We start from the raw sequence: 6334 nt of genomic DNA on the forward strand, positions 1-6334 counted from the left end.
CGTGGGCGGCGGAGCTAATGCGGAAACGGTGGCTAAAGGATTTGAAATCATTTTAAAAGATCCGAACGTCAAAGCAATTTTCGTCAATATCTTCGGCGGTATCGTACGATGTGACCGCGTTGCAAACGGGATTCTCGAAGCAACAAAACTCACAAAAGTGGACGTACCGGTTATCGTGCGACTTGACGGAACCAACGCAAAAGAGGCGGCAGATATCCTCAACAATGCGGGAATTTCTAATATTATCGCAGCAACAGACCTTGCAGACGGTGCGCGTAAAGCCGTTGCAGCAGCGAAGGGAGAGTAATTAATGTCTATTTTGGTTAATAAAGATACAAAAGTAATCGTACAAGGTTTTACAGGTAAAGAGGGGACGTTCCACGCTGAGCAATGTATGGCATACGGAACCAAAATCGTCGGCGGTGTCACTCCGGGTAAAGGTGGACAAGAACATCTCGGTCAACCAGTTTTCAATACGGTTGATGAAGCGGTTCGCGCTACGGGTGCTACGGTTTCTATGATTTTCGTTCCGCCGGCTTTCGTTTCCGATGCGGTTATGGAAGCGGCAGATGCAGGGATCGAACTTGCGGTTATCATTACCGAAGGTGCTCCGGTTAAAGATATGATGTACGCAAAAGCATACGCGGTTAAGAAAAACATGAAAACCATCGGACCGAACTGTCCGGGAATCATCACGGCTGAAGAGTGCAAAATCGGAATTATGCCAGGCTTCATTTTCAAAAAAGGGCATGTCGGTTTGATCTCTAAATCAGGGACATTGACATACGAATCAGCCAACCAAGTGGTTAATGAAGGTTTCGGTATCACAACGGCGGTCGGTATCGGCGGTGACCCGATCATCGGTCTTTCGTACAAACAATTGTTGCCGATGTTCGAAGCAGATCCGGAAACCCATGCGATTGTTATGATCGGTGAGATCGGCGGAGACTTGGAGATCCAAGCGGCTGCGTACATCAAAGAGCACATCACCAAACCGGTCGTTGCGTTCATTGCGGGTCAAACAGCTCCTGCGGGCAAACGTATGGGACACGCGGGTGCGATCATCTCAGGCGGTTCAGGAACGGCAGCGGAAAAAATGGCGGCACTTGAAGCGGCTGGAGTACGTGTTGTTGTCTCACCGGCTGATATCGGTAAAGCTTTGGCTGAAGTGATGAAGAAATAATGACTGCCGTCTTTGAAGTAGCTAACGTACGATGCGGCGGTTGCGCTAATACGATTACCAAAGCACTCAAAGATGCAGGATTTACAGAGATCAGTGTCGATCTCTCGTGCGAGCCTCGGAAAGTAACATTAAATGTAGAAGATGAGGCGCAATCAGCACAAGCAAAGGCAATTTTAAGAAGTCTCGGTTATCCTCTGTCAAATGAAGAACGCGGCTTCGGTGAAGAGACGGTGCTTAAAGCAAAAAGCTTTGTATCGTGTGCCGTTGGCAAAATAAACTAATCTAAATTGAGGAGATGGAATGTCAATTATGAAAGCGCCAGAAAACACTCCGGTGTGGGTTGATGAAGCACGCTGTAAAGCATGTGATATCTGTGTATCGGTATGTCCGGCAGGAGTTTTAGCGATGAGACTTGAGCCGACCTCTACGTTGGGGGCTATGATTGAAATTATTGAGCCTCAAGCCTGTATCGGTTGTAACGATTGTGAATTGAACTGTCCTGACTTTGCTATTTACGTAGCCGATAAATCAGAGTTCAAATTTGCAAAACTCTCTGAACAATCAAAAGAGAGAGCTGAAGCGATCAAGAACAATAAATACATGAAGCTAACCGCATAAGGGAGAAATAAAATGGAAATGAGAGAAGTAATTTCGACCGGTAACGACTTGGCGGCAGAAGCTGCGGTTGATGCCGGATGTATGTTTTTTGGGGGTTATCCGATTACTCCGTCTTCAGAAGTAATGCACACTATCTCTGATTTGCTTCCGGAAGTTGGTGGCGTAGCTATCCAAATGGAAGACGAAATCGCGGGTATTGCAGCCGCTGCTGGTGCCGGTATGGCAGGTGTTCGTACCATGACCGCTACATCAGGTCCGGGGGTTTCACTCAAAGCAGAAAACCTCGGTCTTGCACAAATGGCAGAAGTTCCTTTGGTTCTTGTCAACGTTATGCGCGGCGGTCCATCAACGGGTCTTCCGACACGTGTTGCTCAAGGTGACGTTCGTCAAGCACGTAATCCGTCACACGGGGACTATCGTTCGATCACATTGTGTGCGGGTAACCTCGCAGAGTGTTATACCGAAACGGTTCGTGCGTTTAACCTAGCGGACCGTTTTATGCAACCGGTTATCGTTCTTTTGGACGAAACAATCGGTCACATGCACGGTAAAGCGGTTATCCCAACCGTAGAGGAGGTTAAAAAAGGGATCGTTCCTCGTAAAACATTTACAGGAGCTCCTGAAGACTACCGTCCATACGGTGTCGGTGCAGACGAACCTGCGGTTTTGAATCCGATGTTCCAAGGGTATCGTTACCACTTTACTGGTCTTCACCATGATGCAAAAGGGTTCCCGACTGAAGAGATCGAAACCTGCCGTAAATTGATTCAACGTCTTGAAGACAAAGTTATGATGCACACAGATGAGATCGAGCTTAACGAAGAGTTTATGTGTGATGACCTTGAAGAAAACGACATTTTGATTATCGCATACGGATCGGTATCATTGGCAGCAAAAGAGGCGATTCGTCACCTTCGCGCTGACGGTATCAAAGCGGGACTTTTCCGTCCTATTACATTGTGGCCAAGTCCGGCTAAACGTATCAAACATTTCACCGATAAAGTGAAAAACGTATTGTGCGTTGAGCTCAATATTCGCCAATACACTGAAGAAGTAGAACGCGTGTCTAGCCGTCTTGATATTCAAGGGCTGTACAAAGTTAACGGACGAGCTATCTCTCCGTACGAAATTGTGAATAAAGTGAAGGAGATGATCTAATGGCTTTCAATTACGATCAATATCTACGTTTGGAAAAAATGCCGACACTTTGGTGTTGGGGATGTGGTGACGGTGTTATTCTTAAAGCCGTTATTCGTGCAATCGAGACATGTGGATGGAAACAAGATGATGTGTGTGTCGTTTCAGGTATCGGGTGTTCAGGACGTTTTTCATCATACGTCGATTTCAATACCGTTCACACGACTCATGGACGTACTGTCGCGTTTGCAACCGGAATTAAGTTGGTTAACCCGGATAAACATGTAATCTGTGTTGCAGGTGACGGGGATGCACTGGCTATTGGTGGTAATCATACCATTCACGGATGCCGCCGTAATATCGACATCAAATTTATCATGATTAATAACTTCATTTACGGGTTGACCAATTCACAAACGTCTCCGACTACTCCTCAGGGTATGTGGACCGTGAGTCAAAAATCAGGAAACATCGATCCTACGTTCAACGCATGTGATCTTGCTATTGCGGCAGGTGCATCATTCGTAGCGCGTGAGACAATGCTTGATCCGAAAAAATTGGAAAAAGTGTTGGTAAAAGGGTTCCAACACCGCGGTTTTGCTTTCTTTGACGTTTTGTCAAACTGCCATATCAACCTTGGCCGTAAAAACAAAATGGCAAGTGCGATGGAAAACCTTGAATGGATCGACAGTATTACGACTCCGCTCAAAAAATGGGAAGCACTTCCAGAAGAAGAAAAAAAGAATAAATTCCCGACCGGTATCCTAAAACATGACGAAGAAGCGAAAGAGTACTGCGATATGTACAAAGAGGTACAAGCGTTCCATCAAGGTAAACGTAAAGCGATTACCCAAGACGATTTTGCGAAGAAAATTTAAGGAGAGACACAATGGCTAGAACATTAATGAGATTTACGGGTGTTGGCGGACAGGGTGTACTTCTTGCAGGCGAAATTTTTGCTGCAGCTAAAATCAAAGAGGGAGGTAACGGTCTAAAAACCGCAACCTACACGTCGCAAGTGCGCGGCGGACCTACTGTCGTTGATATTACGTTGGACGATGAAGAGATCTTCTATCCGTATGCCAATGACGGTGAGATCGATTTCATGCTCTCAGTAGCTCAAACAAGCTACGATCTTTTCAAAAACGGGGTAACGGAAGGCGGTACTATTGTAGTTGAGCCTAACTTGGTTCACCCAACGGATGAAGATCGTAAAAAATGGAATATTGTTGAGATTCCAATCATTACCATCGCTAAAGATGAAATCGGTAACGTTATTACCCAATCGGTTATAGCGTTGGCTATTGCTAACACGTTCATGAAAGCATTGGATGATGAATTGCTACGTGGTGTTATGCTCTCAAAAGTACCGGCAAAAGTACACGATGTTAACAACAAAGCGTACGATCTCGGTAAAAAATACGCTCTTGAAGCGATGGCTTCTTAATTTTCCGTTTCGGCGGAAAATTAGTTTCCGATTCTTTTAAAAAAAATCCTTATCTTTCACCCTCTAAGAACCCTTAAACGATATTGCGATACTCTACGCAAAAATTAGGAGACAATCATGGCTAAATACGATGTTTTATTCGAAAATGAAGACGATATTTTCGGCGGCTCTCCCCAATCAAAATATTGGGATATTGCCAATCAGGTGAGCGAAGATCTCTACCGTCATGATTTCGATGAGATCATGACTAAAATCGCCGTGATGGAAAAAATGCTGATGCAGCAACACGGGGAAGAAGATCTTGACCGTATCGTTGATTCGTACGCGCTGATGAACCCTTCCGAGATTGAAATGCACAAAAAAAGCCTCTATATGGAATACGCGGGACGTTTGATCTATAAAATAGCTGATTGAGATTTAATCCAATATCCCCTATAATTGCACACAGGTACAACAGGCGATAGCTTGAGTCACAGCTCAAGAGGTAAAGTCCGGGCTGCCGTAGGACACGGTTCCATCTAACGGATGGCCACGGTAACGTGAGGGATAGTGCAACAGAGAGTAGACCGCCTCGAAAGAGGTGAGGGTGAAACGGCGGGGTAAGAGCCCACCAGTCTCTTAGGCAACTAGGAGAGCTATGTAAACCCAACCGCGCAGCAAGAAACAGATGGTTAGCGTCCTACATCGCTATTGTTTCGCTAGAGGTCATGAGTAATCATGACAGTAGATTAATTATCGCTACATCCAGAACCCGGCTTACGTTGTACCTGCTTTCTTTTTCTGCTACACTTATCCACTCCATCTTCTTTAAAAGTTTTAATTGATGAAAGAACAAAAGCCGTTAAGCATCCGATTTATTGTGTATCCCGTCCTTTTTGTTTTGGCGGTTGCCGCCTACAAAAACCATACCGCGAACAGCAGTACCGTCCATGAAACGACTAACAATAGCGAAGTTCGCACGATCATCGTCCCTCCGCCGAATGCGATCAAAGTAGGGGAGTTGTATGCGCCGTATTACATCGACGAAAACAGCAAGCTTAAAACGATTATCACGAACCTCAAAGACCGATGCAGCGGTAATGAAGCGTGTGAAGTGAATCAAGCGTTCAGCTATGTGAGTCATATCCCATATATTCGTTCCGACAAACACAGAACTCCTGTCGATGTCATCGTGAAAAACGGCGGAGATTGTGATGAAAAAGCACAGTTGCTCGCGATGATACTTCTTGAAACGAATCATAATTGCGTCTTAGTTTATACCCAAGACCACACGTTTATCGCGGTTGAGGTTGATGATGCATCCAAAGTAAATCCGAATAACACTCACTTAAATATTGAGGGAAAAGCGTATTATTATGCCGAAACAACTGATCCGAATGCGTATGTTGGAAAGTATAACGATGTCAATTTTGAACAGATACAAGGAATTTACCATGTTAATCAAAAGAGAAATATCCCAAAAGAGAGCGTCCAATTTATCCATTCATAACGGTCTATCTCGGTGTATAATGCTGAAAACTAATAATAGGGCTTTTCTATGAATGAACAAATGGTATTGGAACTTCAACACTACATCGCACAAGTGGTAGGGGATCACAGCGCTAAAATGGCGATGGCACTCAACAACTACGTCCTCGATACGGCAGCCTCAACTGCGATTTACGCGATCGAAAAATCGACAGGGAATAAACTCTCCAATGAGGAAAAAGACAAAATTTTAGCCTCGATCATGTCTGCAATGGAAGGCAAATTAGAAAATTATATTCAACAGGCATACAGCGCGGAATAGTAAATAAAATCGATTCGATGGATCGATCGACATGATTTAGAATGAGTTTTGCTTATAACTGATTATATTGTTCGATCAAGGAATCGTTATGAGTATCGCGATAGGCAGTATTTAGTCAGCCCTGAAAAACCAAATACACCCCTATTTTAGGCACTTTAAA

The 6334-nt window shown here is 44.6% G+C and carries 9 protein-coding genes, 1 other RNA gene and 1 pseudogene; all 11 read left to right on the top strand.

Translation table 11 applies throughout. From position 1 onward, the window contains the following. A pseudogene (gene sucC, locus JHC35_RS04650) lies at positions 1-307 on the top strand (succinate--CoA ligase subunit beta); the annotation flags it as partial. A 3-nt stretch (positions 308-310) separates the two neighbouring features. Then, a complete protein-coding gene (sucD, locus tag JHC35_RS04655) occupies positions 311-1183 on the top strand; it encodes a succinate--CoA ligase subunit alpha (RefSeq protein WP_295042474.1) in 873 nt (290 codons plus the stop codon). Next, positions 1183-1464, top strand: a complete 282-nt coding sequence (locus tag JHC35_RS04660) for a heavy-metal-associated domain-containing protein (protein ID WP_295042476.1) — start codon at positions 1183-1185, stop codon at positions 1462-1464. Before sucD ends, JHC35_RS04660 begins: the two co-directional genes overlap by 1 nt. A gap of 19 nt (positions 1465-1483) precedes the next feature. Beyond that, on the top strand, positions 1484-1801 hold the full coding sequence (locus JHC35_RS04665; RefSeq protein ID WP_295042478.1) for a 4Fe-4S binding protein: 318 nt from the start codon (positions 1484-1486) through the stop codon (positions 1799-1801). Between the two features lie 12 nt (positions 1802-1813). Continuing rightward, on the top strand, positions 1814-2959 hold the full coding sequence (locus JHC35_RS04670) for a 2-oxoglutarate synthase subunit alpha (RefSeq protein WP_295042481.1): 1146 nt from the start codon (positions 1814-1816) through the stop codon (positions 2957-2959). Further along, positions 2959-3816 (top strand): 2-oxoglutarate ferredoxin oxidoreductase subunit beta, encoded by an 858-nt coding sequence (locus JHC35_RS04675; RefSeq protein WP_295042483.1) that lies wholly within the window; start codon positions 2959-2961, stop codon positions 3814-3816. The genes JHC35_RS04670 and JHC35_RS04675 overlap by 1 nt, the downstream gene beginning before the upstream one ends. A gap of 11 nt (positions 3817-3827) precedes the next feature. Then, entirely contained in the window at positions 3828-4385 is a 558-nt protein-coding gene (locus tag JHC35_RS04680) for a 2-oxoacid:acceptor oxidoreductase family protein (protein ID WP_295042485.1), read from the top strand. 117 nt (positions 4386-4502) lie between these two features. Then, entirely contained in the window at positions 4503-4799 is a 297-nt protein-coding gene (locus tag JHC35_RS04685; RefSeq protein WP_295042487.1) for a DUF2018 family protein, read from the top strand. A 31-nt stretch (positions 4800-4830) separates the two neighbouring features. Continuing rightward, positions 4831-5159, top strand: an RNA gene (gene rnpB, locus JHC35_RS04690) — RNase P RNA component class A. Between the two features lie 49 nt (positions 5160-5208). Then, complete coding sequence (locus JHC35_RS04695) at positions 5209-5874, top strand: hypothetical protein (RefSeq protein WP_295042489.1); 666 nt, start codon at positions 5209-5211, stop codon at positions 5872-5874. Between the two features lie 48 nt (positions 5875-5922). After that, on the top strand, positions 5923-6174 hold the full coding sequence (locus JHC35_RS04700; RefSeq protein ID WP_295042491.1) for a hypothetical protein: 252 nt from the start codon (positions 5923-5925) through the stop codon (positions 6172-6174). Positions 6175-6334 lie beyond the last annotated feature (160 nt).

It is taken from the genome of Sulfuricurvum sp., from assembly GCF_022759005.1.
GTDB lineage: Bacteria > Campylobacterota > Campylobacteria > Campylobacterales > Sulfurimonadaceae > Sulfuricurvum.

What these genes read in the sequence shown, in the direction of transcription:
- sucD (WP_295042474.1), top strand. Translation starts at nt 311, where the DNA reads ATGTCTATTTTGGTTAATAAAGATACAAAAGTAATCGTACAAGGTTTT.
- JHC35_RS04660 (WP_295042476.1), top strand. Translation starts at nt 1,183, where the DNA reads ATGACTGCCGTCTTTGAAGTAGCTAACGTACGATGCGGCGGTTGCGCT.
- JHC35_RS04665 (WP_295042478.1), top strand. Translation starts at nt 1,484, where the DNA reads ATGTCAATTATGAAAGCGCCAGAAAACACTCCGGTGTGGGTTGATGAA.
- JHC35_RS04670 (WP_295042481.1), top strand. Translation starts at nt 1,814, where the DNA reads ATGGAAATGAGAGAAGTAATTTCGACCGGTAACGACTTGGCGGCAGAA.
- JHC35_RS04675 (WP_295042483.1), top strand. Translation starts at nt 2,959, where the DNA reads ATGGCTTTCAATTACGATCAATATCTACGTTTGGAAAAAATGCCGACA.
- JHC35_RS04680 (WP_295042485.1), top strand. Translation starts at nt 3,828, where the DNA reads ATGGCTAGAACATTAATGAGATTTACGGGTGTTGGCGGACAGGGTGTA.
- JHC35_RS04685 (WP_295042487.1), top strand. Translation starts at nt 4,503, where the DNA reads ATGGCTAAATACGATGTTTTATTCGAAAATGAAGACGATATTTTCGGC.
- JHC35_RS04695 (WP_295042489.1), top strand. Translation starts at nt 5,209, where the DNA reads ATGAAAGAACAAAAGCCGTTAAGCATCCGATTTATTGTGTATCCCGTC.
- JHC35_RS04700 (WP_295042491.1), top strand. Translation starts at nt 5,923, where the DNA reads ATGAATGAACAAATGGTATTGGAACTTCAACACTACATCGCACAAGTG.